General features: G+C 72.9%; 20 protein-coding genes. 12 read left to right on the top strand and 8 right to left on the bottom strand.

Annotated features, from left to right (window positions below):
• Positions 1-88 precede the first annotated feature (88 nt).
• On the bottom strand, positions 89-748 hold the full coding sequence (locus tag ACZ4MH_RS13300; RefSeq protein ID WP_351594496.1) for an ATP-dependent endonuclease: 660 nt from the start codon (positions 746-748) through the stop codon (positions 89-91).
• A gap of 13 nt (positions 749-761) precedes the next feature.
• On the bottom strand, positions 762-1,358 hold the full coding sequence (locus ACZ4MH_RS13295; protein WP_351594493.1) for a TetR/AcrR family transcriptional regulator: 597 nt from the start codon (positions 1,356-1,358) through the stop codon (positions 762-764).
• A gap of 270 nt (positions 1,359-1,628) precedes the next feature.
• Between ACZ4MH_RS13295 and ACZ4MH_RS13290 the strand changes: the two genes are divergently transcribed.
• A complete protein-coding gene (locus tag ACZ4MH_RS13290; protein ID WP_351594491.1) occupies positions 1,629-3,281 on the top strand; it encodes an amidohydrolase in 1,653 nt (550 codons plus the stop codon).
• Between the two features lie 21 nt (positions 3,282-3,302).
• Here the strand turns inward: ACZ4MH_RS13290 and ACZ4MH_RS13285 are convergent, their stop codons facing one another.
• On the bottom strand, positions 3,303-3,941 hold the full coding sequence (locus tag ACZ4MH_RS13285; protein ID WP_351594489.1) for a TetR family transcriptional regulator: 639 nt from the start codon (positions 3,939-3,941) through the stop codon (positions 3,303-3,305).
• A 131-nt stretch (positions 3,942-4,072) separates the two neighbouring features.
• On the opposite strand from ACZ4MH_RS13285, the gene ACZ4MH_RS13280 reads away from it, so the two are divergent.
• Positions 4,073-4,843 carry an SDR family NAD(P)-dependent oxidoreductase gene (locus tag ACZ4MH_RS13280; RefSeq protein WP_351594488.1) on the top strand — a complete coding sequence of 257 codons (771 nt, stop codon included), beginning with the start codon at positions 4,073-4,075 and terminating at the stop codon, positions 4,841-4,843.
• 75 nt (positions 4,844-4,918) lie between these two features.
• Here ACZ4MH_RS13280 and ACZ4MH_RS13275 read toward each other — a convergent pair whose 3' ends face one another.
• The gene (locus ACZ4MH_RS13275) at positions 4,919-6,019 is read right to left on the bottom strand and encodes an ABC transporter permease (protein ID WP_351594486.1); all 1,101 of its coding nucleotides are present in this window, start codon (positions 6,017-6,019) and stop codon (positions 4,919-4,921) included.
• Between the two features lie 195 nt (positions 6,020-6,214).
• Between ACZ4MH_RS13275 and ACZ4MH_RS13270 the strand changes: the two genes are divergently transcribed.
• Together ACZ4MH_RS13270 and ACZ4MH_RS13265 are read left to right on the top strand one after the other, a co-directional pair.
• A complete protein-coding gene (locus ACZ4MH_RS13270) occupies positions 6,215-10,360 on the top strand; it encodes a DNA polymerase III subunit alpha (protein WP_351594483.1) in 4,146 nt (1,381 codons plus the stop codon).
• The gene (locus ACZ4MH_RS13265; RefSeq protein ID WP_467754495.1) at positions 10,357-11,520 is read left to right on the top strand and encodes a DNA polymerase Y family protein; all 1,164 of its coding nucleotides are present in this window, start codon (positions 10,357-10,359) and stop codon (positions 11,518-11,520) included. Before ACZ4MH_RS13270 ends, ACZ4MH_RS13265 begins: the two co-directional genes overlap by 4 nt.
• Here ACZ4MH_RS13265 and ACZ4MH_RS13260 read toward each other — a convergent pair.
• From ACZ4MH_RS13260 to ACZ4MH_RS13250, 3 genes are all read right to left on the bottom strand, one after another.
• Entirely contained in the window at positions 11,484-12,095 is a 612-nt protein-coding gene (locus tag ACZ4MH_RS13260; protein ID WP_351600219.1) for a pyridoxamine 5'-phosphate oxidase family protein, read from the bottom strand. The genes ACZ4MH_RS13265 and ACZ4MH_RS13260 overlap by 37 nt on opposite strands.
• Positions 12,096-12,429: 334 nt before the next feature.
• Positions 12,430-13,479, bottom strand: a complete 1,050-nt coding sequence (locus ACZ4MH_RS13255) for a lytic polysaccharide monooxygenase (RefSeq protein WP_351600197.1) — start codon at positions 13,477-13,479, stop codon at positions 12,430-12,432.
• Positions 13,480-13,597: 118 nt separating this feature from the next.
• Entirely contained in the window at positions 13,598-14,293 is a 696-nt protein-coding gene (locus ACZ4MH_RS13250) for a response regulator (RefSeq protein WP_351600199.1), read from the bottom strand.
• 154 nt (positions 14,294-14,447) lie between these two features.
• Here ACZ4MH_RS13250 and ACZ4MH_RS13245 point away from each other — a divergent pair, with 154 nt between their 5' ends.
• From ACZ4MH_RS13245 to ACZ4MH_RS13215, 7 genes are all read left to right on the top strand, one after another.
• Positions 14,448-15,431, top strand: coding sequence for a Bug family tripartite tricarboxylate transporter substrate binding protein (locus ACZ4MH_RS13245; RefSeq protein WP_351600221.1), 984 nt, complete (start codon positions 14,448-14,450; stop codon positions 15,429-15,431).
• The gene (locus tag ACZ4MH_RS13240; protein ID WP_351600201.1) at positions 15,428-15,964 is read left to right on the top strand and encodes a tripartite tricarboxylate transporter TctB family protein; all 537 of its coding nucleotides are present in this window, start codon (positions 15,428-15,430) and stop codon (positions 15,962-15,964) included. The genes ACZ4MH_RS13245 and ACZ4MH_RS13240 overlap by 4 nt, the downstream gene beginning before the upstream one ends.
• Positions 15,965-15,967: 3 nt before the next feature.
• Positions 15,968-17,470 (top strand): tripartite tricarboxylate transporter permease, encoded by a 1,503-nt coding sequence (locus ACZ4MH_RS13235; RefSeq protein ID WP_351600203.1) that lies wholly within the window; start codon positions 15,968-15,970, stop codon positions 17,468-17,470.
• 67 nt (positions 17,471-17,537) lie between these two features.
• Positions 17,538-18,710, top strand: a complete 1,173-nt coding sequence (locus tag ACZ4MH_RS13230) for a methyltransferase domain-containing protein (RefSeq protein ID WP_351600205.1) — start codon at positions 17,538-17,540, stop codon at positions 18,708-18,710.
• A gap of 226 nt (positions 18,711-18,936) precedes the next feature.
• Complete coding sequence (locus ACZ4MH_RS13225) at positions 18,937-19,326, top strand: GntR family transcriptional regulator (protein ID WP_351600207.1); 390 nt, start codon at positions 18,937-18,939, stop codon at positions 19,324-19,326.
• 191 nt (positions 19,327-19,517) lie between these two features.
• Entirely contained in the window at positions 19,518-20,300 is a 783-nt protein-coding gene (gene ddaH, locus ACZ4MH_RS13220) for a dimethylargininase (RefSeq protein ID WP_351600209.1), read from the top strand.
• Between the two features lie 18 nt (positions 20,301-20,318).
• A complete protein-coding gene (locus tag ACZ4MH_RS13215) occupies positions 20,319-21,281 on the top strand; it encodes a pirin family protein (protein ID WP_351600211.1) in 963 nt (320 codons plus the stop codon).
• 180 nt (positions 21,282-21,461) lie between these two features.
• Here ACZ4MH_RS13215 and ACZ4MH_RS13210 read toward each other — a convergent pair whose 3' ends face one another.
• On the bottom strand, positions 21,462-22,574 hold the full coding sequence (locus tag ACZ4MH_RS13210; protein ID WP_351600213.1) for a DUF5925 domain-containing protein: 1,113 nt from the start codon (positions 22,572-22,574) through the stop codon (positions 21,462-21,464).
• Between the two features lie 182 nt (positions 22,575-22,756).
• Between ACZ4MH_RS13210 and ACZ4MH_RS13205 the strand changes: the two genes are divergently transcribed.
• The gene (locus tag ACZ4MH_RS13205) at positions 22,757-24,142 is read left to right on the top strand and encodes a GH39 family glycosyl hydrolase (protein ID WP_467754494.1); all 1,386 of its coding nucleotides are present in this window, start codon (positions 22,757-22,759) and stop codon (positions 24,140-24,142) included.
• Positions 24,143-24,196: the final 54 nt, after the last annotated feature.

Below are 24,196 nucleotides of genomic sequence, written 5' to 3'. Positions count from 1 at the left end.
CGTTCAGAGGGAAGTTAACGGCTCACCGCACGGGGCGCGAGGGGTTTTCCCGCTGCCGAAGCGGTGCGCCACCACCCGCATCGGCGCACTACAGATGCGCGAGCAGGCGGTCCAGTGGCCGCGGTACCCGGCTGAGGTCCAGGTCATCGACGAGCGCTCGGGCGTACTGGCTCTTCCGGCCGCTGATGGTGCCCATGAAGCGTCGCAGCTGCTGCTCGACGTTCCGCTCCCGCTGGGCGGGCTGTTTCTGGAAGATGTGCCAGGCCCGCAGGTCGCCCTGGGCGTCGACGACCTGCTGCACGCAGGCGGCGCCGAGCGAGCGGATCAGCTCCTCCTCCAGGTCGGCGACGCACACGTAGAAGCCGAGCGGCTCCATGTCGGCGCGCGCGAGGTCGCGGCCGAGACCCGCGCGTTCCAGGGCGCGCGCGAAGTGGCCTTCCTCTCCGGCGTCGCACAGGCCCGCCAGCCCGACGTCGAGCCCCTGGGGACCCAGCAGGGTCAGGAATCTGCCGATGCTGGTCGCGCCGCCGAGCGGGACGACGGCGATGCCCTCCGCATCGAGGACGCGGCCGTGCCGCGCGGCCAGCGCTTCGAGCGCGACCCGGTCGCTGGCCCCTTCCACGAGGACGACCGTGCGCACAGCGGTACCGGCGGCCAGTTCGTGTGCGACCGCCGCTGCGGCCGGCGCCCCGGCACCGCCGGCCGCCCACTCGACGACCGCCCGACGGAACTGCCTCATCGCATCCATGGGCCCCAGTTTCTCAGCCGCGGCGCTCCACCAGCCGGGCCGCCGCCGACCTCGCCGTGGCCAGGGCCGCGGTCCGGTCCGCGCCGTGCTGGCCCAGCACCACCCGTGTGCTGAGCCCGTCCAGCAGGGCGAGCAGTTCGGAGGCGCGGCCCGTGCAGTCCCCGGGGGCGAAGCGGCCCTGCGCGACGCCCTTGGCCAGCAGCCCGGCCAGGTCGTCGCGCCAGCCCCGGTCGAGCTCCTCCTGCGTCTCGCGCAGCGGTTCGTTGGCGACCGTGCGGGCCCACAGCTCGATCCACAGCATCCAGCGCGGATCGCGCGGCCCGCGCGGCAGGTAGAGGCCGACGAAGGCGTCCAGCATCCGCACGGCGCCGAGCCGGCGGGCGAGCAGCGCCCGGCGCTCCTCGGCGAGCCTCGCCTCGCTGAACCGCAGCGCCTCCAGCAGCAGCCGGTCCTTGCTGCCGAAGTAGTACAGGATGTGGCCGCCGCTCGTGCCGAGCCGCCGGGCCAGCGCGGACATGGTGAGCGCCGCGAGGCCGCCCTCGGCGATGGCCTCCATCGCCTCCTCCAGGATCCGGTCGGCCGCGACCTGTCCGTCCCGCCGTCGTGCCACCGCCCGGCCTGCCCTTCGTCCCGTTCCGCGGGTGCGCGCGATGTCCCCGCGCGTCCGTCGTCCCGACCTTATCCCGGGCGATTCGCCGCGGGGTCTTGACGGGTGCGGGCCGCTCGGCGCATTTTGAATGCCGTTCAAGAAATTTGAACGCCATTCAAAGTCGATCAACGTCGGCCGGTCCATCCGCTCGTGGCGCCACGGTGCCGCCCCCCCCGCCCCCTAACCCGCTCACCGCAACTGTTCGCATCCTCACAGGAGTTGGTCCCGCACATGTCTTCTCGTCACCCCGCCGCCGACCTCGTCCTGCACAACGCCCGCCTCCACACCGTGGATCCCGCGCTGCCCGAGGCCGAGGCGCTCGCCGTGCGGGACGGCCGGATCGTCTGGGTCGGCCCGGACGACGAAGCCGCGGAATGGATCTCCTCGGGTACCGAAGTGCTCGACGCGCACGGCAAGTTGGTGCTGCCCGGCTTCATCGACGCGCACAACCACGTCCGGCTCGGCTCCGACGACGCCTGCGTCCAGCTCGCCGGCGCCCGCAGCCTGGACGAGGTGCACAGCCGCATCCGCGCCTGGCGGGACGCGCACCCGGACGCCGAGTGGATCGAGGCCGAGGCGCTGGACTACTCGGCCCTGCCCGGCGGCCGGATGCCGCGCGCCGCCGACCTCGACCCGGTCACCGGCGACATCCCCGCCTTCGTCCTGAGCTACGACGTGCACACCGCCTGGCTCAACACCGCGGCGCTGCGCCGCCTCGGCATCACCAAGGACCGCACGGACCTGCCGTACGGGCGTGCCGAGACCGACCCGGAGACCGGCGAACCCACCGGATTCCTCAAGGACTTCGCGGTCCGCGGGCTCTCCCGGGACGGCCACCGCGCGCTGCGCGACCTCGGCCTACCGTGGGCGTCCGCCGAACGCCAGTACCGCCGGCTGGCCGGCAGCCTCGACGACGCGATCCGCTTCGGCATCACCACGGTCGTCGAGCCGCAGAACTCCCTCGACGACCTGGCGCTGTTCGAGCGCGCCCGGGAGGAGGGCCGGCTGCGGTCCCGTATCGTCGCGGCCCTCTTCCATCCGCGCGGCACCACCGGCGCCGACCTCGTCGACTTCGCCCGCGCCGCCGAGAAGTACGACGACGACCGGCTGAGCGTCGGGCCCCTGAAGCTCTACATCGACGACGTGGTCGAGCCGCGCACCGCCGCGCTGCTCGCGCCGTACGCGGGCTGCCGCCACCACCGCGGCGAGACCTTCTACCCGCCCGAGGAGTTCGCCGAGCTGCTGACCGAGCTGGACTCCCTCGGCTTCCAGTGCTTCGTGCACGCCACCGGCGACCGCGGCATCCGTACCGTCCTGGACGCGGTGGAGCGGGCCCGGGAGTTCAACGGGCCGCGCGACGCCCGCCACCAGATCGTGCACGTCGAATGCCTCGACCCCGCCGACACCCCGCGCTTCGCCGCACTGGGCGTGGTCGCCTGCATGCAGCCCCGGCACGCGGCCCCCGAGATCGCCGGGCCCGGCCAGGACTGGGCGGAGAACGTCGGCGCCGACCGCTGGCACAAGGCGTGGCCGCTGCGCAGCCTGAAGGAGGCAGGCGCGGTCCTCGCCTTCTCCAGCGACTGGAACGTCGCCGAGATGGACCCGATGATCGGCATCTACACCGCCGTCACCCGGCAGCCGCTGGGCGGCGGCGAGCCGTGGGGCCCGCAGGAGACCATCGACGTCGAGACCGCCGTGCACGGCTACACGATGGGCTCGGCGTACGCCAACTTCCTCGAGAACGAACGCGGTTCACTCACGGTCGGCAAGCTCGCCGACTTCGTCGTCCTATCCCGCGACATCCTGCGCGGCGCGCCGGAGGACATCCCGGGGACGGTGGCGGAGGTGGTCGTGGTGGGCGGGGAGGTGACCCACACGGCGTAGCCGGCTGCTGCGGGCGGCCGCCTACGCCCGCCGCTCCGCCAGCCACGGCAGTCCCGCCGCCAGCGTCCGCAGCGCACGCGCCGCCAGCTCCGCCGGAGGCGAATCGCTCTCACCCGCCGCCCACACCTCGACCGCGGCCCGCAGCGCTCCGTCCGCCGCGGCCGCGGTCAGCCGTACCTCCAGCGGCCCGGCCGTCGTCGTCCGGGCCAGTACGTCGACCAGCGCCAGCTCGGACTCGTGGTGCGCACGGTGCCAGACCGCGCGCAGCGCCGGATTGTCCTGCATCGCGTGCAGCAGACCCCGGGTCCACTCCAGCGCCTCCTGGGCCCGCGCGTCGGCGGGCGTCAGCGCCTCGCGGGCCGCCCGCTCCAGTACCTCGCCCAGTGGCAGCTCGGGCTCCCGCACGGCCAGCTCGGCCAGCCCCTCGGCCCAGTCCCGTACGCCGCCGGTCAGCAGCGGCGCGACCGCATCTTCCTTCGTACGGAAGTAGCGGTAGAACGTGCGCGGCGCGACGCCCGCGGCACGGGCGATGTCCTCCGCGGTGACGGCGGCGCCGCGCTCGGCGAACAGCGCCGCCGCGGTACGGGCGATCTCCAGCTCGGTCGCGGCCTTGCGCCGCTCGGTGAGGGAGGACGGGCGGGAGGCGGGTGCGGTGGGCATGGCCGGAGTCTACGCCGCTGTGCGCCGAGGTGACAGGAAGTGCATGGGTGGCACAGTGTGCCATTGAGGCGTACGGTGTCGGAGTCGCGGCTCGACGGAGAGCCGCGCACCGACGAGAACGGAGATGCGCCATGAACCGCTATGAGGGCCGCCGCGTACTGATCACCGGCGGCGGGTCCGGCATTGGCCAGGCCACCGTGCACCGGGTCCTCGCCGAGGGCGGCCGGGTCGTGGCGGCGGACGTCAGCGAGGAGGGCCTGAAGGTCACCGCCGAACGCGCCGCCGCCGACGGCACCGCCGGCCGGCTCACCACCGCGGTCCTGGACATCTCCGACGAGGCCGCGGTCATCGCCGGCACGGCCACCGCCGTGGAGGCGCTCGGCGGCCTGGACGTGCTGGTCAACGCGGCCGGCATCCTGCGGTCCGAGCACACCCACAAGACCACCCTGGACTTCTGGAACAAGGTCGTCTCGACCAACCTGACCGGCACGTTCCTGATGATCCGCGAGGCGCTGCCCGCGCTCCTGGCGGGCGAGCGGCCGGTGATCGTCAACTTCAGCTCCACCTCCGCCTCGTTCGCGCACCCGTACATGGCGGCGTACGCGGCGAGCAAGGGCGGCGTCCAGTCCATGACCCACGCCCTCGCGAGCGAGTACAGCAAGCAGGGGCTGCGCGCGGTGTGCGTCGCGCCGGGGTCCATCGCCAGCGGCATGACGACGGGCCGCGGCCCGGGGCTGCCCGAGGACGCCGACATGAGCCTGTTCACGAAGCTGATGCCGGCCATCGGCGAGGGCTTCGCCGGCCCGGAGACGGTCGCGGGCGTCATCGCGATGCTGGCCTCCGAGGACGGCGCCTTTGTCACGGGCACGGAGATCCGGATCGACGGCGGCACGCACATGTGAGGTGTACGGAGGCGGGCGTGCGTCGTACGGGGAGGGCGCGGTGGGGGTTGCGGCTCCTACCGGCGCGGCGCGCCCCTACTGCCGCGGCTCGCTCCGCTGGATCGCGCCCCGCCCCACGGAGAGGGCCGCGAAGAGCAGCGTCAGCGCCGCGGCGACCACCGCCCAGGCGGCGAGCACCAGCAGCGGCCCCGTCACCGCCCGCCCGTCGAAGTACGCGATCGAACGGGTCGCCCAGGTGCCCGCGCCCGGCGGCAGCGCGGGCCCGATGGCGTGCCAGAAGGGCGGCAGCAGCGGATACGGATAGGCGCCGCCCGCGCTGGGATTGCCGCCGATCACGACCACGAGGATGGTCAGCCCGATGCCGAGGATCCCGGCCATGCCCTGGAAGGCGAAGGTGGTCGCGCCCACCGCGAACACGATGAGCGCGCCCAGCCCCCACAGCGCCACGACGCTGCCCGGCAGCGCGCCGAGTGCCGGGCCGATGACGAGCGCACCGGCCAGCCCGGCCAGTACCGAGTACACCAGCAGCGCGCCGAGCCGGATGACCGCCCGCCGGCCGTTGGTGGGGCGGGCCCCGTAACTGATCGCGAGGATCGCGGCACACAGGTAGCCGCCCACGCACCACCCCACGACCAGGTAGAACGACGACAGTCCGCGGGCGTCCTGCGGGTCCGCCGGGGCCACGTCGGTCGTCCTGATGGTCCGCTGCTGCGCCTGCTCCGCCTTGGTGAGGACCTTCTGCAGCGCGTCGGAGAGCGCGCTGCCGCTGCCGCCGGCGACCAGCAGCTCGTCCTGCTTGCCGCGCGGGTCGACCACCAGCGCCCCGTCGATCTCCCGGTCCTTCAGCTGCCGCACGGCAGCGGCCCGCGACCCGGCAGGGCGCGCGTCGAGCGGCGAGCCCCGCAGCCGGTCCAGCTTCGCGACGAGCTGCCCGCGCTCCTGCGGGGGCGCGACGACCGCGAACGCCACGTCCCTGGGCTTGGGGGAGTGGAAGGCGCCCGCGTACGAGGCGATGAACGCGGCCGTCAGGGCCAGCACCCCGATGATCAGCAGCGCGGCCCGCGCCGACACCGCGTCCTTCAGCTCTCCGGCGAAGGTGGTCCTGGCGCCGGTACCGGCACCGGTTCTGGCATCGGTCCCGGCACCGGTCCTGGCGTCGTCGTCCGCTGTGGCCATGGACGCTGCTCCTCGCTGTACGTACGGATTAGCCTCATATCTTCCCTTTTGAGGTGGTGGATGTGTGGCTGAGTGGGCGTGCCCCGGCGCGTCGCGCACACGTGTTCGCACGGACGTTCGAAGAAAGCGTTATGGTGTGAGTGAGACGGGGGATGCAAGGTCAGTCAGGGGGTGCTCACGCGGTAGGAGGTGCGAATGTCCCGGTTCACGCACCTGCACACCGCATCGGGATTCTCCGTGCGGTACGGCGCCTCACACCCCGAACGGCTCGCCGAACAGGCGGCCGAACGCGGCATGGACGCCCTCGCCCTCACCGACCGCGACTCGCTCTCCGGCGCCGTACGCTTCGCCAAGGCCGCCGCCGAAGCCGGCATCCGCCCGCTGTTCGGCACCGAGCTGGCGATCGCCGAACGACAGCCGGACCCCACCCCCACGACACGCCGCCGCACCCCCGTGCGCGGCGGCGCCTTCATCGACGAATCGGCCGCCCGCGCCGTCTTCCTCGCCCGCGACGGCGCCCGCGGCTGGGCCACCCTGTGCCGACTGGTCTCCGCCGCACACGCCACCGACCGCGAACGCCCCCTCCTCCCCTGGGACGACCTGGCCACCGCGACGGACGGCACCGTCGTCCTCCTCGGCCCCGACTCCGAAGTCGGCCGCGCACTCGCCGCCGGACGCCCCGACCGCGCCGCCCGCCTCATCGCCCCCTGGCGCGAGCTGTACGGCGACGCGCTGCGCCTCGAAACCGTCCACCACGGCCGCACCGGCACCGGCCCCGGCTCCCTCCGGCTCGCGGCCCGCACCCTCGGCTTCGCCGTCGACCAGGGCATCCGGGCCGTCCTCAGCAACGCCGTCCGCTACGCCGACCCCGGCCAGGGCCCGGTCGCCGACGTCCTGGACTCCGCCCGCCGCCTCGTCCCCATCGACCGCCACCGCCCCGAAGCCCGCGACAGCGGCGAACGCTGGCTCAAGGACGCCGACACCATGGCCCGCACCGCCGAACGCATCGCCGAAGCCGCCGGCCACCGCCGCGACACCGCCCACCGGCTGCTCGCCATGACCGAGGAGACGGCGGGGGAGTGCCTCGTCGACCCCCAGGACGACATCGGACTCGGCACCGTCCACTTCCCCGAACCACGGCTGGTCGGCGCGGAGCACCGTACCGCCTCCCGCGTACTCCGCTCCCGCAGCGCCGCCGGAATGGTCCGCCGCGGCTACGACCGCGGCCCGGCCGCCCGCACGTACTGGGAACGCCTCCACCGCGAGCTGGACATCATCGACCACCACGGCTTCGCGTCGTACTTCCTCACCGTCGCCCAGGTCGTCGAGGACACCCGGCGCCTCGGCATCCGCGTCACCGCACGCGGCTCCGGCGCCGGCTCGCTGGTCAACCACCTGCTCGGCATCGCACACGCCGACCCCGTCGAGCACGGCCTGCTGATGGAACGCTTCCTCTCCAAGCGCCGCGCCGTCCTCCCCGACATCGACATCGACGTGGAGTCCGCCCGCCGCCTGGAGGTCTACCACGCGATCTTCGACCGCTTCGGCGCCGAACGCGTCGCCGCCGTCGCCATGCCCGAGACGTATCGGGTACGCCATGCCGTGCGCGACGTCGGCGCCGCACTCGGCATGGACCCCGACGAGGTGGACCGGATCGCCAAGTCCTTCCCGCACATACGGGCGCGGGACGCGCGGGCGGCACTGGAGGAACTGCCCGAACTGCGCGCCCTGCGGGACAACCCGCCGCCCCCGCCGTTCTGGGACCTGGTGGAGGGCCTGGACGCGCTGCCCCGCGGCACCGCCATGCACCCCTGCGGCGTACTGCTCTCCGACGCCACGCTCACCGGCCGCACCCCCGTGGTGCCCACCGGCGGCGAGGGCTTCCCCATGTCGCAGTTCGACAAGGACGACGTCGAGGACCTCGGCCTGCTCAAGCTCGACGTGCTCGGCGTACGGATGCAGTCCGCGATGGCGCACGCCACCGCGGAGATCGGCCGCGCCACCGGGCGGCCCGCGCCGGACATCGACGACCCGGCACAGGTGCCGCCGGGCGACCCCGCGACGTACGGCCTGATCCGCTCCACCGAGACCCTCGGCTGCTTCCAGATCGAGTCGCCGGGCCAGCGCGACCTGATCGGCCGGCTCCAGCCCGCCACCTTCCACGACCTGGTCGTGGACATCTCGCTCTTCCGCCCGGGGCCGGTCGCGGCCGACATGGTGCGGCCCTTCATCGAATCCCGGCACGGCCGCAGACCCGTCCACTACCCCCACCCCGACCTGGCGGAATCCCTGCGCGAGACATACGGCGTCGTGGTCTTCCACGAACAGGTCATGCACATCCTGGACCGGATGACCGACTGCGGCCTGGACGAGGCGGACCGGGTCCGGCGCGGCCTGTCCGACCCCGAGTCGCAGGGCCGCATCCGCGTCTGGTTCGCGGAACACGCCGCGCGGCACGGCTACTCCTCCGAAGACATCGCCCGCACCTGGGAGATCATCGAATCGTTCGGTTCGTACGGCTTCTGCAAGGCGCACGCGGTGGCCTTCGCCGTACCGACCTACCAGTCCGCCTGGCTCAAGGCCCACCACCCGGCCGCCTTCTACGCCGGCCTGCTCACCCACGACCCCGGCATGTACCCCAAACGCCTCCTCCTCGCCGACGCCCGCCGCCGCGGCGTCCCGATCCTCCCCTTGGACGTGAACCGGTCCGATGTCGCTTATCGAATCGAACTGGTGTCTGGGATGGGTGGGGGGAATGTGGGATATGGCCCTACTGGGGCGGGGCACGGGCCTTCTGGGGTGGGGCACGGGCCTTCTGGGGCGGGGCACGGTCCTGTGGGGCACGGTCCTTCCGGGGTGGGGCGCGGGCCTTCCGGGGCGGGGCACGGGCCTTCCGGGGTGGAGCGCGGTCCTTCCGAGGCGCGTGGAGCCTGGGGGCTACGCCTCGCGCTCTCCGAGGTGCACGGCATCAGCGAGGCGGAGGCCGGCCGGATCGCCGCCGGCCGCCCCTACTCCTCGCTCCAGGACCTGTGGCGACGGGCCCACCCGGGCCGCCCCGTCCTCGAACGCCTCGCCAGGGTCGGCGCGTTGGACGCCTTCGGCGCCAACCGCCGCGACCTGCTGCTGCACATCGCCGAACTGCACCGCCAGCAGCGCGGCGCACCGGCCGACACGCAACTCCCGCTGACCACCGCTGCCTCGGCACCGGCCGGCCTGCCGGACCTGAGCGACGCCGAACGGCTCAGCGCCGAGCTGGGCGTACTGGGCATGGACGCCTCCCGGCACCTGATGGGGGACCACACCCAGTTCCTGAACGAACTGGGAGTACTCCCGGCCAAGCGGCTGCGCGAGGCCCGGCACGGTGACACGGTCCTGGTCGCCGGCGCCAAGGCGGCCACCCAGACGCCGCCGATCCGCTCCGGCCGCCGGGTCATCTTCACCACCCTCGACGACAGCACGGGCCTGGTCGACTGCGCCTTCTTCGACGACAGCCACGAGACCTGCGCCCACACCGTCTTCCACTCCTGGCTGCTCCTGGTACGCGGCACGGTCCAACGCCGCGGCCCCCGCAGCCTCAGCGTGGTCGGCACCGCGGTCTGGAACCTGGCGGAACTGGCGGAGCTGCGGGAGAGGGGCGGGCTCCGGGCGGTCACGTCCCACCTGGCCTCCCACCCTCCCCTCCCCCCACCCCCCACCACCCCCGCCCCCACCACCTCCACCCCAATCACCACCCCCGCCCCCGTACCGGCAGCTACCGCGAACTCCACCTCAGAGGCGGCCCCAGCCTCCAAGGCAACCCGAGCCCCCGCATTCGCCCCGGCCTCGGCGCCCGCCCCGGCATCGGCGTCCGCCACGGCCTCGGCGTCCGCCCCAGCACCCGGGGGCGCGGCCTCGGGGGCCCCGGCCTCCGCGCCCGCCACGGCTCCCGCACCCGCCCCCGCGCTCGCCCCCGCGGGGCGCAGTCCGGGTGTGCGCGTCACTGGGCACCCCCACAGTCGGAGCGGTTCCGCCGACCGTGAGCGGTACGCCGCCGCGGAGGCGGGCACCGGCACAGCACCCGGAGGCGATGGCACCCCCACCCCGCCTGCCGACTCGTGGACGCCGGGCGACTCGGCGACGCCTGCCGACTTGGCGGCGCCGGGCGACTCGGCGATGCCTGCCGGCTCGGCGACGTCTGCCGACTCGGCAATGGTGGACGACTCGGCGGCGCCGGGCGACGAGCGGGTCATTCGTCTGCCCACCGGCTACACCCTGCACCCGTGGGCCGATCTCCAGCCCGCGGGCGAACGCGCCGCCACCGGTCGCAAGTTGTGGCACGCCAGCCCGGGGAGCGCGGGATGACTGACCAAAAGCCTCCTTCCTCACCTCCTTCCGGAAACTCTCCGACGGATGCCGCCGGTGCTCCGGGCCGGGGCCGGGTGTCCAGGACCGGGGTCGCGCTGTACGTACGGTTCCGTCCGGCCGCGGTGGCCGGAGCGGCGGCCGCCCCGGCCCTCGGGGAGGAGACGTACGAGCGGCTGATCGCGCTGCTGGGGGAGTTCACCCCCGTGGTCGAGGCGCTGCCGCCGGACGCCGCGCTCGCCGACGTACGCGGTGCGCAGCGGTACTTCGGCCGGGACGCCGCCGGCATCGCCGAGCTGCTCCGGCTGCGCGCCCTGGCGTGGTACGACACCGAGTGCGTCATCGGCATCGCCGGCAACCCTTTGCTCGCCCGGATGGCCGCCCAGGACGCGGCACCCGGAGAGGTACGCGTCGTCCCCGGCGACCCCGAGGGCGTCGCCGCCTTCCTCGACCGCAGGCCCGCCGCCGCCCTGCACGGCATCGGCCCCACAGCGGCCCGCGCCCTGTGTGCGTACGGGCTCGACAGCGTCGGGCGGATCGCCGCGGCGCCCCCCGCGACCCTGCAGCGCATCCTCGGCGCGAAGGCCGGCCGCCGGGTGTCCGAGCGGGCCCGCGGCATCGACCCGACGCCGGTGACCCCGAACGCGCCGTCCCGCTCGATGGCCGCCGAACATCGCTTCGCCCACGACGAGCTGGACGAGGCGCGGCGCCGCAGGGCGCTGCTCGCGCTCGCGGACGAGCTCGGCTCCCGGATGCGCAGCGGCGGTCAGGTGGCAGGCGCGCTCACGCTCACCGTCCGCTACGCCGACCGCTCCACCACGACCCGCACCCGGCGGCTGGCCGAACCGACCGCGCACGGGCCCGCGCTGACCGAGGTCGCCTACGCGCTGCACGCCGCGCTCGGTCTGCAACGCGCTCGCGTGCGGTCGGTGGCGCTACGGGCCGAGGACCTCCGCCGGGCCGAACGCGCCGCCCGGCAGCTGACGTTCGACCCGGCGGACGACAAGGCCCGCCGCATCGAAGCCGCCGTCGACCGCGCCCGCACCCGCTTCGGTCCGCAGGCCGCCCGTCCCGCCGCCGCGTCGGCCGCCCCCGCGCCGGCCGCGGGACGCCAGGCTCACGGTCAGCCGTACAGACGGTCGGCGTATCGCGGGCCGTAGTGGGTCTCGATGGCTTCGAGCGGGAGGTCCGGGGCCTCCAGGGTCTTGCATATTCGGGCCCGGGTGGGGAGGGCTTCGGGATGCCAGGTCTCCGTGCGCCACAGACCGGACCGCAGGAACGCCTTGGAGCAGTGGTGGAAGACCTCTTCTATCTCCACGAGCAGTGCGAGCGCCGGACGGTGGCCCTTGACGACCAGCTCGTCGAAGAAGGGGGCGTCGCGCAGCAGCCGGGCCCGTCCGTTGATGCGCAGGGTGTCGCCGCGGCCGGGCAGGACGTACGCCAGGCCCACGTGCGGGTTGGCCAGGACGTTGAGGAAGCCGTCCACGCGCTTGTTGCCCGGGCGGTCGGGGATGACGATCGTGGTGTCGTCCAGCACGTGCGTGAAGCCCGCGGGGTCGCCCTTGGGCGAGACGTCGCAACGGCCCTCGGCGTCGGCCGTGGCGAGCAGGCAGAACGGGGAGTTGGCCAGCCACTGCCGGTCCAGCTCGTGCAGCGCGGGACGGGTCTTGTGGGCGGCGCGGGCGTTCGGCTCGCCGACCAGCTCGCGCAGCTCCGCCTCGGACGTGACCTCCACCAGGCCCTCCAAGGGCCCGCCCGCCGCTGCCGTCCGCGTCCTGTCCGCCGGCTTCGCGGCGGCCGCTCCCGGCTGATCGGCCGTCGGCCCCGTCGTCTCCGCTGATGCTGTGTTCATTGCCGTAATCCCCCTGTCACGGCGGGCCCGCGCGGCTCGCGGGCGCCATGGCAACGACTCTACGCCGGGCCGCCGACAGCGGCGGGGGCCTGTGGATAACTCGTTCGTCCGGCGAGAATCGGGTGTCACTTTCTCCACCGCTGCCGCCGTGGCGGTGGCGCCCGGGCCGGACGCCGCCGCCGTCACCGCCTCGCCGGGAGCCGGCGCGGGCCGCCCGTCAGCCGCCGTTCCGTGCGGCCTTGCGGCGGGCGACGGCGAAGAGCAGCGAGGCGCCCAGCGCGAGAACGGCCGCGCCGCCGACGGCGAGCGGAGCGGTCGAGCCGTCGCCGCCGGTCTCGGCGAGTTGCGTGGTCACCGCCTTGCCCGACGAGCCGTCGGGGCGCACGCCGTCCGCGGTCGGGTGCTTGTGCTCGCCGCCGGTGCTCTTGTCCCCGCTGGTGCCTTCGTCCCCGCTCGTGCCCTGATCCCCGCCCGTGCCCTCGTTCCCTTGGTGCATGTGCGTGTGGTCCATGGACGACTTGTCCGCGCCGGCAGCGAGTTGGCGCTCGGTCGGTGCGGTGGCCGCGGGGGCGGGCGCGGCCGCGGAGTGCGGCTCCGTGCCGGTACCGGCTGCCGTGCCCGCGCTGCCGCCGTCCTTGCCGAAGACCACGTCCGAGCAGGTGTAGAAGGCTTCCGGGCTGTCCGAGCGCTGCCAGATGCTGTAGATCAGGTGGCGGCCGGAGCGGGCCGGCACCTTGCCCTCGAAGACGTAGTCGCCGCCGGTCAGGGTGGGGTCGGTGACCTTCGCGAACGGCTTCGCTTCCAGGTCCGACCACTTCAGCGGCTTGCGCGGGTCGTAGCCTTCCTTGGTGAGGTACAGCTCGAACGTGCCCTTGTGCGGCGCGGTGGCCTTGTACCGGAACGTGTGGGCGCCCGCCGTCATCGGGCCGGCCGGCCAGTCGTCCCGGGCCAGGTCCAGGCCCTTGTACTCCTCGCTGTTCGCGCTGCAGAGCTTGCCGTCCGGTATGCGCGTCCTGGACTGGCCGCCCGCCGCGCCGTCCCGTACGCCGTTCCAGTCGTACAGGGCCTGCACGCCGCCGGCCGCGACCATCGCCTTGCAGGCCGCGGAGTCCGGTGATTCCGGGCCCTCGGCGTAGCACGCGGAGATCCGGCTCACCGGGTCCGTCATCGAGCCGTGCGCGGCCGCCGGGCCCGCGGCGAACACGGTGAGGGCGAGCGGGGCGAGGGCGGCGAGGGTGAGTGTTGTGGCCTTGCGACGAGCGGTCATTGTGGGGGTCTCCTTCGTGGCATGACGTCCGGCGGGCAGCACGCTAGCTGCGCCGACCAGCGAATTCGCCGTCCGAAGCGACACCTTGGCGATCTTTATGGGTGGCTTAAGGAACCGCTCAGCGGTGATTAATTCCCGGGGAGGCGACCCACCGGTAGCGCCGCTCGGGGCGGCCGGTGCCGCCGTACCGGAGCGAGACCTCGGCCTGCCCGGTGCCCGTGAAGTACTCGAGGTAGCGGCGCGCGCTCACCCGGGACAGCGCGCCCGCCGCCGCGCACTCCGATGCCGAGAGGCCGTCCTCGTGCTGTCGCAGGGTGCGTTCGACCAGATCCGCCGTATGGGCGGCGAGACCTTTGGGCAGACCTCTGGAGGCGCGCGGGCGGGTGCCGAAGATCTGGTCCACGTCCTCCTGGCTGGCCTCGCCGAGCCGGTCCAGGCGGGTGCGCAACGCGGCCACGTGCCGCAGCTGCTCCTGAAGGGAGGACCGGTCGAACGGCTTGATGAGGTAGTGCAGCGCACCGGCCCGCAACGCGTCCCGTATGACGTGCGCGTCGCGTGCCGCGGTCACGAAGAGCGCGTCGGCGTGCGTCCCGCCCTCCAGGGCCCGCAGCCGGCGCAGCACGCTGATGCCGTCCATGTCCGGCAGGTAGATGTCCAGCAGGAGGAGGTCGGGGCGGAGCCGTTCGGCCGCGCGCAGCGCCTCGGCCCCCGTATGTGCCACGCCGGCCACCGAGAAGCCCTCGGTGGCGTTCACGTAGTGGCTGTGCAGCTTGGCGACCATGAAGTCGTCGTCGACGACCAGCACCTTGGTCATCGAACGATCCCTTCCGCGACCACAACGTTCACAACGACCCTTAATACCGGAAGCGAGACGCGGAGTTAACCCCCGGGCAACATGTGGCCCTCACCACGATCTCCGCCCCCCACAGAGCCACGAAGCCACACGCAAGAGAAGGGTGGTGTCATCTGTGCGTGCGCGCACACCCCTCGCCCTCCTGGGGGCGGTTCTGATCGTCCTCCTCGGCCCGCCCCTGCTGACATCGGGCAGCGGGGCCGACACCGGGACCCGGATTCCGGGCCTGCAGTTCATGGTGCCCAACACGCCGGGCGGTGGATACGACATCACGGCCCGTACGGCGGCGAAGAGCATCGAGGACGCCGGGCTCAACCACAATGTCGAGGTCTTCAACCTCCCCGGGGCGGGCGGCACGGTCGGCCTCAGCCGCATCGTCAACGAGCACGGCAACGGCAAGCTCGCGATGTCCATGGGGCTCGGCGTCGTCGGCGCCGTCCACACCAACCACTCGCCCTCCGGGCTCGGCGACACCACGCCCATCGCGCGGCTCACGGAAGAGCCGGACATCGTGGTCGTCGCCAAGGACTCCAAGTACAAGACGTTCGACCAGCTGCTCGCCGACTGGAAGAAGAACCCCCGCAAGATGCCGGTCGGCGGCGGCTCCTCGGCCGGCGGGCCCGACCACCTGGCGCCGATGCTGATGGCGAAGGCCGCCGGGATCACCCCCAAGTCCGTCAACTACGTGCCGTTCGACGGCGGCGGTGAGCTGCTCGCCTCCGTACTGGGCGGCAAGGTCGCCTTCGGGGTCTCCGGCGTCGGCGAGTACCTCGACCAGATCAAGTCCGGGGAGCTGCGGCTGCTGGCCGTCACCGGCCCCGAGCGGGTCAAGGGCCTGGACGCGCCCACCCTCAAGGAGGCCGGCGTCAACACCGAGTTCACCAACTGGCGCGGCATCGTGGCGCCCCCGGGGCTCACGGACGTCGAACGGCAGAAGCTGACCACCCTCTTCACCGAACTGCACGGAACCAAGCAGTGGAAGGACGCGCTCAAGCGCAACGGGTGGAGCGACGCCTTCATGACCGGCGACAGGTTCGGCCGCTTCCTGGCCGCACAGGACCGGCGCGTCGACACCGTACTGAAGGAGCTGGGGCTGTGAGCACCGGTACCGAACCCGCGGCGCCGACCGGCAGCGGCCTGCGCGCACGCCTGCGCGGCCGCTCCGAACTGGGCGTCTGCCTCATCCTCCTGGTCCTCGGCGTCCTCGTGCTCACCGACGCGGTCACGATGGACGCCGACATCACCCAGCGCGGCCCCATCGGGCCCACCACCGTGCCGATCGTGGTCGGCGTGCTCCTCCTGGTCGTCGCCGTACTCCTCGCCGTCGACGTCCTGCGGGGCGGCCGCGGCGAGGCCGAGGGCGGCGAGGACATCGACCTCACCGAGCCCGGCGACTGGCGCACCGTCGCCCTGCTCGCCGGCGTCTTCCTCGCCAACGCCGTCCTCATCAAACCGCTCGGCTTCCCGATCTCCGGCGCGCTGCTCTTCTGGGGCTCCGCGTACGCACTCGGCAGCCGCAACCTCACCCGCGACCCGCTCATCGCGGCCGTCCTGTCCCTGCTGACCTACGTCGTGTTCAACAATCTGCTGGGCGTGCCGCTGCCCGGCGGCCCGCTCATGGGGGTGCTGTAGACGATGGACTCCCTGTCCTCACTCATCGACGGCTTCGGTACGGCGCTCACCCCGATCAACCTGCTGTGGGCCGCCATCGGGGTGCTGCTCGGCACCGCCATCGGAGTACTGCCGGGCATCGGCCCCGCCATGGCCGTGGCCCTCCTCCTCCCCGTCACCTACGGGCTGGAGCCGACCGGCGCGTTCATCATGTTCGCCGGGATCTACTACGGGGGCATGTTCGGCGGCTCCACCACCTCCATCCTGCTCAACACCCCCGGGGAGAGCGCGGCGGTGGTCGCCGCCATCGAAGGCAACCCGATGGCGCGCGCCGGGCGCGGCGCCCAGGCCCTGGCGGCCGCCGCCTGCGGGCACTTCGCGGGCGGCATGATCGGCACGATCCTGCTGGTCGTGCTCGCGCCCACGGTCGCCTCGCTCGCCGTGGACATCGGCGCACCCGACTACTTCGCCATCATGGTGCTCGCCTTCATCGCCGTGACGTCCGTGCTCGGCAGCTCCCGGATACGCGGCTTCGCCTCGCTGCTCATCGGCCTGACCCTCGGGCTCGTCGGCCTGGACCAGATGACCGGGCAGCAGCGGCTCACCTTCGGGACGCTCGAACTCGCCGACGGCATCGACGTCGTCATCGTGGCGGTCGGACTGTTCGCCATCGGGGAAGCGCTGTGGGTGGCGGCCCATCTGCGGCGCACATCGGGTGAGTCGATCCCGGTGGGCCGCCCCTGGCTGGGCAAGGCGGAGCTGCGGCGCACGTGGAAGCCGTGGCTGCGCGGGCCGCTCATCGGCTTCCCGTTCGGCGCGATCCCGGCCGGCGGCGCCGAGATCCCCACCTTCCTCTCGTACGTCACCGAGAAGCGGCTCTCCAAGCACCGCGACGAATTCGGCCGCGGCGCCATCGAGGGCGTCGCCGGGCCCGAGTCGGCGTCCTCGGCGTCGGCGGCCGGCACGCTCGTGTCGATGCTGACCCTCGGCCTGCCGACGACCGCCGTCGCCGCGGTCATGCTGGCGGCCTTCCAGCAGTACGGCATCCAGCCCGGGCCGCTGCTCTTCGAGCGCGAACCGGAGCTCGTCTGGGGCCTGATCGCCTCGCTGTTCGTCGGCATGGTGCTGCTGCTCGTCCTCAACCTGCCGCTGGCGCCCGTCTGGGCGAAGCTGCTGCGGATCCCGCGCCCGTACCTGTACGCCGGGATCCTCTTCTTCGCCGCGGTCGGCGCGTACGCGGTCGGCGGCGAGCCGCTGGACCTGGTCATTCTGCTGATCATCGGGCTGATCGGACTGGGCATGCGGCGGTACGGCCTGCCGGTACTGCCCGCCGTCATCGGCGTCATCCTGGGCCCGGCCGCCGAACAGCAGCTGCGGCGGGCACTGCAGATCAGCGACGGCAGCGTCGCCGGCCTGGTCAACACGCCCTTCTCGATCACCGTCTACGCCGTGATCGTGGTGCTGCTGGGCTGGCCGTGGATCAAGCGGGCGCTGCCGCGCGGGCGTTCCGCGCGCGCTGCGGACTGATAAGCCCTCAATCGGCTGTCGTCGCAGGTCAGCGCCGATTGTCAGTGGGGCCTGTCACTATCTGTGCATGGCTACCGACACGCCGGTCACCGACGCCGGTTACTGGGAATCCGCCGCCGAGCGGTTCGACGACGAGCCCGATCACGGGCTGCGCGATCCGGCGGTACGAAGCGCATGGGCGGACCGGCTGCGGGACTGGCTGCCGGCCGGGCCGTCCGACGTCCTCGACCTCGGCTGCGGCACGGGCAGCTTGGCCCTGCTCGCCGCCGAGCAGGGCCACCGCGTCACGGGGGTCGACCGCTCGCCGCGGATGGTGGAGGCGGCCCGCGCCAAGTTCGCGGCGGCGCGGCTCGGGGACCGGGCCCCGGCCGCGCGGCTGCTGGTCGGGGACGCCGCCGAACCACCGGCGGGGGAGCGGCAGTTCGATGTGGTCCTGGTCCGGCACGTGCTGTGGGCGCTGCCCGATCCGGAGGCGGCGCTGCGCCGGTGGGTGGGGCTGCTGCGGCCCGGGGGCCGGCTGGTGCTGATCGAGGGCCGGTGGGGCGAGGCCGACCCGGTCGGCATCACGGCCGCCGAGCTGGAACGGCTGACCGCTCCGCTGGCCCGCCGCACGCACCTGGAGAGACTCGCGGGTGATCCCGCGCTGTGGGGCAGGGAGGTGCGGGACGAGCGGTACGCGCTCGTGGTCCACCCCGCGCCGCCGGCCCGCCATACGGAGGTGATCGATGTCCATCTGATCCTGCGCCGCGGCGACGAGGTACTGCTCGCCCGGCGCGCGAACACCGGATACGCCGACGGGCTGTTGCACGCACCGAGCGGGCACGCCGAGGACGGCGAGGACGTCCAGGAGGCGATGATCCGGGAAGCGGCCGAGGAGACCGGGCTGCGGCTGACCGCGTCGGACCTGCGGGTCGCGCTGGTCATGCAGCACCGCGCGCCGGACGGGCGGCCGCGGATCGGCTGGTTCTTCGAGGCGGCGTACGGCGCGGGCGGCGAGCCCGTCAACCGCGAGCCGGAGAAGTGCTCCCAGCTCGACTGGTTCCCGCTGGACGCGCTGCCGGACGACATGGTCGCGTACTGCAGAGCGGGCCTGGACGCGTACCGCGCGGGCCGGCGCTTCGTCCTGCACTGGCACCGGCCCGGCGACTCCATCGCCTACGACCCGGCGGGCCCGGGCCGCGCGGTGGCGCTGCCGCCGAGCACGGCCGGCCGCACGGCGGAAACGGCGGGACGAGGGTGAGGAGGACGACGGCGAGGAGGGGCGGACGAGGGTGAGGCGGACGACGGCGAGGAGGGGCGGACGAGGGTGAGGCGAATGATGGCGAGGAGGGGGTGGGGGCGTGCCTCGGTAGTGGGCGTGAGGTGTGGGGGATTGGGCGTGGTGGGCGGGGTGCGGGGGCGGGTGCGGAGCACAATGGGTGGGACAAAGGTTCTGTAGCCTCGCCTCTACGTCTCGGAGTGTCACCGTGGTCCTGCATCCTCTGCAGCTCGTCGTCGATCCGGAAGCGGCGGACGCGCCGTACGAGCAGGTCCGCACCCAGATCGCCGAGCAGGCCCGGAGCGGACGGCTGCCGGCCGGGTTCCGGCTGCCGACGGTGCGCGGGCTGGCGGGGGAGCTGGGGCTGGCGGCGAACACCGTGGCCAAGGCGTACCGGGCGCTGGAGGGTGACGGGGTGATCGAGACCCGGGGCCGTAACGGTACGTTCGTCGCGGCCGCGGGGGACGCGGGCGCTCAGCAGGCCGCGGAGGCCGCCCTGGCCTTCGCCCAGCGGGCGCAGCGGCTCGGCCTCGACCACCAGGCCGCGCTGACCGCCGCGGTGACGGCCCTGCGCGCCACGTACGGCGAGGACGGGTGACCATCCACCGGTAGAGGGCGGGTGACCACCCACCAGCAGAGGGCGGGTGACCATCCGCCAGCGGCGAGAGCCCCGCAGGCCCGCAGCCCCGCAGCCCCGCCGGATGCGCCGGAGGGTGTTCCGTTGCCCGAGCCACGCATAAGGTAGCTCTGCTAACTCATCGTTCAGTAAGAACCGGAGGTGGGCGCGCCATGGCCAGCAAGAAGGCGCTCGTTCGTCGGCCGAGTCCGCGGCTCGCGGAAGGGCTGGTCACGCACATCGACCGGCGGCCGGCGGACGCCGGGCTCGCGCTGCGGCAGTGGGAGACGTACGTCGGGACGATGCAGGCGCACGGCTGGGAGACCATCGAGGTGCCGCCCGCCGACGACTGCCCGGACGGCGCCTTCGTCGAGGACACCATGGTCGTGTTCCGCAACGCCGCGCTGATCTCGCGGCCCGGCGCGGACGAGCGGAAGCCGGAGACCACGGCGGCCGCGGCGACCGTCGAGGCGCTCGGCTGCTTCGTGGGCCGGGTCCGTGAGCCGGGGACGCTGGACGGCGGGGACGTGCTGAAAATCGGCGACACGGTGTACGTGGGCCGCGGCGGGCGCACCAACGGTGACGGAGTGCGCCAAATTCGAGCTGCTTTCGAGCCATTGGGGGCGCGGGTCGTCGCCGTACCGGTCAGCAAGGTACTGCACCTGAAGTCGGCCGTTACCGCACTTCCCGACGGCACCGTCATCGGATATCCGCCGCTCGTCGACGCCGAGGCGCGTGCGCTCTTCCCGCGCTTCCTGGCCGTACCGGAGGAGAGCGGCTCCCACGTCGTGCTGCTGGGCGAGGGAAAACTGCTGATGGCGGCCAGTGCGCCGAAGAGTGCCGAGCTGTTCGCGGATCTCGGGTACACGCCGGTGCTCGTCGACATCGGTGAGTTCGAGAAGCTGGAGGGGTGTGTGACGTGTCTGTCCGTACGCCTGCGGGAGCTGCCCGCATGACCGCCATATCGTGACGGCATGAGCAACCTCGATCTCAAGCCCGCGGCCAGTCTCTGCGGGGGCGGAGGCCGGACCGGACCGGTCCGTGACGTCCAGCCAGGCAAGCAGGTTCCGCTGGGGGAGTCCACGCTGGTCCGCAGACTGCTGCCGAACCTCGGCCGCAGGATGGTGGGCGCGTGGTGCTTCGTGGACCACTACGGTCCGGACGACATCGCCGGGGAGCCCGGGATGCAGGTGCCGCCGCATCCGCACATGGGGCTGCAGACGGTCAGCTGGCTGCGCGAGGGCGAGGTGCTGCACCGCGACAGCCTCGGCTCCCTGCAGCTCGTACGACCGCGGGAGCTGGGCCTGATGACCTCGGGCCGGGCGATCGCGCACTCGGAGGAGTCGCCGCGCGACCACACCCGGGTGCTGCACGGCGCGCAGCTGTGGGTCGCGCTGCCGAACGAGCACCGGGGGAAGGCGCCGTCGTTCGAGCACCACGCCGAACTGCCGGTGATCACCGGGGGTGGCGGGGTGAGCGCGACCGTGATCCTCGGGGAGCTGGCGGGCGCGCGGTCGCCCGGCACGATCTACTCGCCGCTGGTCGGCGCGGACATCACGATCGGCGCGGGGGCGCACGTACGGCTGCCGCTGGAGAGCGACTTCGAGTACGCCGTGCTGTCGATCGAGGGCGAGACCGAGGTGGACGGCGTACGGCTCGGACCCGGCTCGCTGCTGTACCTCGGGTGCGGGCGGAGCGAGCTGCCGGTGCGCGCGGACGTCCACAGCAGCCTGATGCTGCTGGGCGGGCTGCCGTTCGAGGAACAGATCGTCATGTGGTGGAACTTCGTCGCGCGCAGCGGTGAGGAGGTGGCGGCGGCGCGGGAGGCGTGGATGGCGGGGGAGCGCTTCGGGACGGTGCACGGTTACGACGGGCCGCCGCTGCCCGCTCCGGCGCTGCCACGGGTGCCGCTCAAGCCGCGGGGGCGCCGGCGGTGAGGCGGCCGGCCCGCACCGACGCGCGTTCGGGCCGCACTGCCGAAGGCACGAGCCACACCGCCACCGGCACGGGCCCCGCCTCCGAAGGCACGAGCCACACCGCCACCGGCACGGGCCGCACCGCCGAAGACGCGACCCGCACGGCCTGCCCCCTCGCAGGCACCGGCCCGCGTCAGCGCTTCACAGGTACAGACCCGCGTCGGCGCCCGTGTCCTGGGAGGGGACGGCGGCGGGGCGGGTGCCGCGGCGGAGTGCGTACAGTTCGGCGAGGCTCGCGCCGTCGCGGCCGATGCCCTCGTCCGAGCCCAGCCAGCCGACCGCTTCCGCGCGCGTGAGCGGGCCGACCTCGATACGGGCCAGACAGCGGCCGGGCCGGACCACCGCCGGGTGCAGCCGCTCCAGGTCCTCGTTGGTCGTCACGCCCACGAGGACGTTGCGTCCCTGGCCCAGCAGGCCGTCCGTGAGGTTCAGCAGCCGGGAGAGCGCCTGCCCTGCGGTGTGCCGGGCCTCGCCGCGGATCAGCTCGTCGCAGTCCTCCAGGAGCAGCAGCCGCCACCGCCCCCGGCCCGTCACGTCGTCCTCGCCGATGGCGATGTCCATCAGATAGCCGACGTCGTTGAAGAGCCGCTCCGGGTCCAGCACGCAGTCGACCTGGCACCAGTCGCGCCAGGAACGGGCGAGCGTGCGCAGCGCGGACGTCTTGCCCGTGCCCGGCGGGCCGTGCAGGAGCAGCAGCCGGCCGGCGATCTCCTCGGGGGTGACCTTCATCAGGCCGTCCAGCGCGTCGGCGACCGGAGCCGTGTAGTTCGGACGGATGTCCTCCCAGGTGCCGGCGGAGATCTGCCGGGTGGTGCGGTACGGGCCGCGGCGCGGGGAGTAGTACCAGAAGCCCATGGTGACGTTGGCGGGCTGCGGCTCCGGCTCGTCCTCGGCGCCGTCCGCCGACTGGCCCAGCACCTTCTGGGCCAGCTCGTCGCTGACCGCCGTGACCGTGATGTCGGCGCCGCGGTTCCAGCGCGAGACGAGCAGCGTCCAGCCCTCGCCCTCCGCGAGGGTCGCGCTGCGGTCGTCGTCGCGGGCGCAGCGCAGCACTTCGGCGCCGGGCGGCAGCAGCGTCAGGCCCGCCTTGACGCGCTCCACGGAGCGGCTGCGGGCGTACGGCTGCCGTCCATTGGCGAACCGCCCCAGGAAGAGGGCGTCCACCACATCGGACGGGGAGTCGCTGTCGTCCATCGTCAGACGGATCGGCAGCGACTCCTCGGCGGCGGCCGGCGGAAGGTGATCGGCACACATGCTGGCCATGATCCGGCATGACCCGCGTGCCGTACACGGAATTTCGGGATTACCCGGGCCGGACCGGAGACGGACGCGGGCTTGACCGGCACTTGACAGGCGGGGTGGTAGTTCTGTCCACAGCGCAACCGTTACGCGGTGCGGGCGCTCAACAGCCGGGAATCTGACTAGGCTTGCCCGTTGTGGGACGTCATGGGGGGTTACGGGTGGCAATACCGGGGCGCACGCGGTGGGTGATCGCCGCGCTTCTCGGCACGGGGGTGGCAGTTCTGGCGTTACTCCTGGTCATGTGCGGGTTTCCGCCGGGGGGACAGGACGGCAGGGGCACGAACAACGGAGTGTTCGGCAGCGCGAACCCGATGGATCAGCTGGGCTGGGGGTTCACGCACACCGAGTTCAGCGCCGACCGCGGCGAGCACACCGCCAAGGTGCAGGCCGACCGGCTGCTCACCGGCGACCCGATGCCGCAGAACCAACACATCATGGGCTGGGGCGCGCGCAATCCGGAACCGAGCCCCGGGAAGTACAACTTCCGCGACCTGGACCGGCGGCTGGCGCTGATCCGGAGCACCGGCGGCACACCCGTCCTGACCCTGTGCTGTTCGCCGGACTGGATGAAGGGCGGCAAGGCAGGGAAAACGGACTGGGGCGAGCTGGAGAAGGCGCCGAGCCCGGACCACTACGAGGACTTCGCGAAGCTGGCGGGGAAGATAGCGAAACGCTATCCGGAGGTCCGGCACTTCATCGTCTGGAACGAATTCAAGGGATTCTTCGACGACGACAAGAACCGCTGGGACTACGAGGGTTACACGAAGTTGTACAACCTCGTGTACAAGGAGCTGAAGAAGGTCGACCCGGGAATCCAGGTCGGCGGGCCGTACGTCGTGATGGACAGCTACCGCCCCGGTGAGGACTCCTACGCGTCCGATCTCGCGGGGCCCTGGGGCTCGGTCGACCAGCGGGTTCTGGACGCGGTCTCGTACTGGAACGAGCACAAGGACGGCGCCGACTTCCTGGCCGTCGACGGGTCCAGTTACACCAAGGACGATGTGTACGCGCCGGACGAATTCGGGGCGACGGAGAAATTCGGCGACGTGACGCGGTGGCTGCGCGAGGAGACCGGGCTGCCGGTGTGGTGGTCGGAGTGGTACGTCGAGGTCGCCGACGAGAACGACGACCGGAACGGCTGGAGCGAGCCGCACCGTACCGCCGTCCAGGCCACCGCGATGATGGAGATGGCGCGGGCCGGCGTCGCCACCGCGCTGTACTGGAATCCGCAGAACGAGGGCAAGGACTGCCCCGGATGCCTGTGGCGGAGCACGCAACTGGACGATGGCGGCGGCGAATTGCCGATGATGAAACTGCTCGGGAAATTCGGGAAGGAATTCCCGCCGGGGACCACGTTCCGGTCCGTTTCCGTCGCGCCGGACGACCGGCCGAACGTACGGGTGCTCGCCGACGACGACACGGTGCTGGTGATCAACACCCTCGACCGGACCATCCAGGCCAAGATCGACGGCCGGACCTTCGACATGCCGGCCTACGGGCTGCGCTGGCTGAAGCGCTGAACCCCTGAACCGCTGAAGAACGGCTGCGCCCCGCCCCGTACCAGTACGGGGCGG

The sequence above is a fragment of the Streptomyces sp. NPDC026301 genome (assembly GCF_055567935.1).
The sequence above is the reverse complement of the archived record's forward strand: the minus strand, read 5'-3'. Positions and strand labels throughout refer to the sequence as shown.

Bases quoted from the DNA above. Each gene is read 5' to 3' on its own strand.
- ACZ4MH_RS13300 (WP_351594496.1), bottom strand. From the start codon at position 748: ATGGATGCGATGAGGCAGTTCCGTCGGGCGGTCGTCGAGTGGGCGGCC.
- ACZ4MH_RS13290 (WP_351594491.1), top strand. From the start codon at position 1,629: ATGTCTTCTCGTCACCCCGCCGCCGACCTCGTCCTGCACAACGCCCGC.
- ACZ4MH_RS13285 (WP_351594489.1), bottom strand. From the start codon at position 3,941: ATGCCCACCGCACCCGCCTCCCGCCCGTCCTCCCTCACCGAGCGGCGC.
- ACZ4MH_RS13280 (WP_351594488.1), top strand. From the start codon at position 4,073: ATGAACCGCTATGAGGGCCGCCGCGTACTGATCACCGGCGGCGGGTCC.
- ACZ4MH_RS13275 (WP_351594486.1), bottom strand. From the start codon at position 6,019: ATGGCCACAGCGGACGACGACGCCAGGACCGGTGCCGGGACCGATGCC.
- ACZ4MH_RS13270 (WP_351594483.1), top strand. From the start codon at position 6,215: ATGTCCCGGTTCACGCACCTGCACACCGCATCGGGATTCTCCGTGCGG.
- ACZ4MH_RS13265 (WP_467754495.1), top strand. From the start codon at position 10,357: ATGACTGACCAAAAGCCTCCTTCCTCACCTCCTTCCGGAAACTCTCCG.
- ACZ4MH_RS13255 (WP_351600197.1), bottom strand. From the start codon at position 13,479: ATGACCGCTCGTCGCAAGGCCACAACACTCACCCTCGCCGCCCTCGCC.
- ACZ4MH_RS13250 (WP_351600199.1), bottom strand. From the start codon at position 14,293: ATGACCAAGGTGCTGGTCGTCGACGACGACTTCATGGTCGCCAAGCTG.
- ACZ4MH_RS13235 (WP_351600203.1), top strand. From the start codon at position 15,968: ATGGACTCCCTGTCCTCACTCATCGACGGCTTCGGTACGGCGCTCACC.
- ACZ4MH_RS13230 (WP_351600205.1), top strand. From the start codon at position 17,538: ATGGCTACCGACACGCCGGTCACCGACGCCGGTTACTGGGAATCCGCC.
- ddaH (WP_351600209.1), top strand. From the start codon at position 19,518: ATGGCCAGCAAGAAGGCGCTCGTTCGTCGGCCGAGTCCGCGGCTCGCG.
- ACZ4MH_RS13215 (WP_351600211.1), top strand. From the start codon at position 20,319: ATGAGCAACCTCGATCTCAAGCCCGCGGCCAGTCTCTGCGGGGGCGGA.
- ACZ4MH_RS13210 (WP_351600213.1), bottom strand. From the start codon at position 22,574: ATGTGTGCCGATCACCTTCCGCCGGCCGCCGCCGAGGAGTCGCTGCCG.